The following is a 2,588-nucleotide window of genomic DNA, read 5'->3' as shown; positions in this document are numbered from 1 at the left end:
TAATTTACATTATATACGCAAGTTCTAGCGTGAATTATATTATTTTTACTCATGCATATAATATATATTAACAACTATTTAAAGTCAATATATGAGCGTATAAAATGCTATGCATATAGTTATTATTTTAAAAAATAAATAGCGATTCATCTCCCTATTGAAATAGGGAGGATTCTTGCTTAATTATCCTAAAGTATTGGGATTAATAATATGGATATTAAATCCCGAAAGTCCAATGTAATAATCCGGAAATTGTGATACTAAAGCTATCCCAGGATAGTCATTGTTGTATTTTACGTTGGCATTTGTAAAAGTATCTATAAGTTTTTTCTTATTTATATCATCGAGTATTAGTTCAATTTCTATATCCTTAGCAATCACTTTTATATTTTCTTCCTTTTCCAAAAGACTTATGATATATTTTTTGTCATATATATATTTAGCAAAAATGTTTTTAATTTGACCACATTCATTTTTTCCTTGATATAGGTTATCACCTATATATAATTTGTCTGGTTGTAAAATAAAATCATTTGAACTCCCATTTTTAAAAATTATTTTACCCTTTATTCCGTTAACTCCACTTTCATTATTTTTTTCTGACTTCATATTTGAAATTATAATATTTATATTTGATAAATCCGTTTCATTCAGTATCTCTATTTCTTTACCTTTTGAAAATATTATTATCTTTTGAAACTCATTGAGCACTTCTTTTTGTTCATTAACAACTTGATGGCAACCAGTTAAAACTATTATTATAAAAAAAATTATTAAAAACTTCTGGGTTATTCTTTCATGTTTTTTCATTTTATTTCACCCTTATAACTTTAATTTTAGATTAACAATTGATATAGTTTCTTCTTTTTCTTTTTGTATCCTCTGCTTTTCCTTTTTAGCCTTTTCTTTTAAATCTTCTATTTTAGATTTATATGTCTTTCCTAAAATTACTTTATATATTTCAACACAGTTTTCTTTTAATGCCATTATATACACTTCTCCATTTTCTGTTACATTAGCAAACCTTAATGGAAAATTATAATATTCTTCTAAGGGAATTCTTGCAAAACCTATCTGTTTTCCTTGTAAATCTATTTTTCTAATTGTGTGTTCAACTAATACTAAAGGACTATCAGGAATATCTTCTTCTACAGAAACATATATATTTCCTTTCTTATCCATTCCAATAATATGAACACAACCAGAATTTTCAGCTAATTCAATCTCTAGTTCCCTGTCTTTTTTAGAATTGATATTTTCTATTATTTTTATATGCTTATCATCTATAAATTTTGATATAAGTTTGCTATCTTGCCCAAAAGAATAACCTTTTGATTTAAAATTTTCATTAATATTGTATTCATATCCATCTAAATGCACTACAATATTACCTTGATTGTTTATTGATAATCTTTTTACTTGAAAAGCTTTTATATCATCAGGTAGTTCATATATATTTTTTATTTTTCCGTTTAAATCTATAGAATAAATATAATTTGATTCATCTAATATATATAAGTTGCCTTTGTTATATAGTATATCTCTTGCATAATTTGTAAAATCTATATTGATATTATAGTTAAACTCACCTTTGTTAAATACCATAATTTTCTTGTTAAGAGTATCTAAAATATAAATGTTTTTCATATTATCTATTGCAAAAGAACCTGGACCCTCATTGGTAACACCTTCAAGTTTAGGTGAATATCCAATTTCTTCTTCCCCAATACCTACATCGACAGACAGTATCTTCTCAAATACTGCTTCATCTGGTAAGTTTATATTGTTATTCTTATATATATGAGACGCATTAGTGAGAAATGCAACTGACATACATACTATCAAAATTGTAATTATTGATATAAGCTTTTTCATATTTCTTCTCCTCCTTCTACTTGTTGACTTAATTATATTATTTGTGGATATATTTGTAAATTACTTTTTGGAGTATTATGAATAATTGGGTTTTATTTCCTATTATTTTAATTTAAGTAGATGTTTCTTAAAATAAATATTGCTTTTTTATACCTGCAACACCTTAGGAAAAGTATTTGTCAATGGTAAAGAAGTAAAAGGAACTAGTGGAGATATAAAATATATGTTTTAAAGAGACCATTTATTCGAATGGAGAACTATAAAACAAAATACTTTGATAGGTCTAGAAATACAAGAGAAATTAGCTAAAGAAAAGGAAAAGTTTGTAGAAAACCTATTAGATACCTATGGTTTAGGAGAATTTAAAGACCACTATCCAAGACAGCTTTCAGGAGGAATGAGACAAAGGGCAGCTCTTATAAGGACCCTAGCTTTAAAGCCTGAAATTCTACTGCTAGATGGACCCTTTTCTGCCCTAAACTATCAAACTAGACTAACAATCGCTGATGAAATAGGTACTATACTAAAAAAAGAAGGAAAAACTGCAATAATGTTGACATAGAAAAACTCCTTTCTGGTTTTGATTTCTAGTGTTAATTATTGCCAGAAAGGAGTTTTGTTTTTCACCTAAGCACAGATTTTTTTACACTACCATTATATGTATTGTAATTAATAATAATTAGAACTTTAGATTTTTATAAGTAGATAGATTA

General features: G+C 26.0%; 2 protein-coding genes and 1 pseudogene. 1 reads left to right on the top strand and 2 read right to left on the bottom strand.

The genetic code is table 11. The features are described from left to right. Positions 1-183: 183 nt before the first annotated feature. The gene (locus L21TH_RS05295; RefSeq protein ID WP_006311121.1) at positions 184-810 is read right to left on the bottom strand and encodes a hypothetical protein; all 627 of its coding nucleotides are present in this window, start codon (positions 808-810) and stop codon (positions 184-186) included. A 12-nt stretch (positions 811-822) separates the two neighbouring features. Beyond that, positions 823-1,875, bottom strand: coding sequence for an NHL repeat-containing protein (locus tag L21TH_RS05290; RefSeq protein WP_006311119.1), 1,053 nt, complete (start codon positions 1,873-1,875; stop codon positions 823-825). A gap of 250 nt (positions 1,876-2,125) precedes the next feature. Between L21TH_RS05290 and L21TH_RS05285 the strand changes: the two are divergent. Then, positions 2,126-2,437: pseudogene (locus L21TH_RS05285) on the top strand (ATP-binding cassette domain-containing protein); the annotation flags it as partial. Between the last annotated feature and the right edge of the window lie 151 nt (positions 2,438-2,588).

Origin of the sequence: Caldisalinibacter kiritimatiensis (genome assembly GCF_000387765.1) — a bacterium.
GTDB classification, from domain to species: domain Bacteria; phylum Bacillota; class Clostridia; order Tissierellales; family Caldisalinibacteraceae; genus Caldisalinibacter; species Caldisalinibacter kiritimatiensis.
The sequence above is the reverse complement of the archived record's forward strand: the minus strand, read 5'-3'. Positions and strand labels throughout refer to the sequence as shown.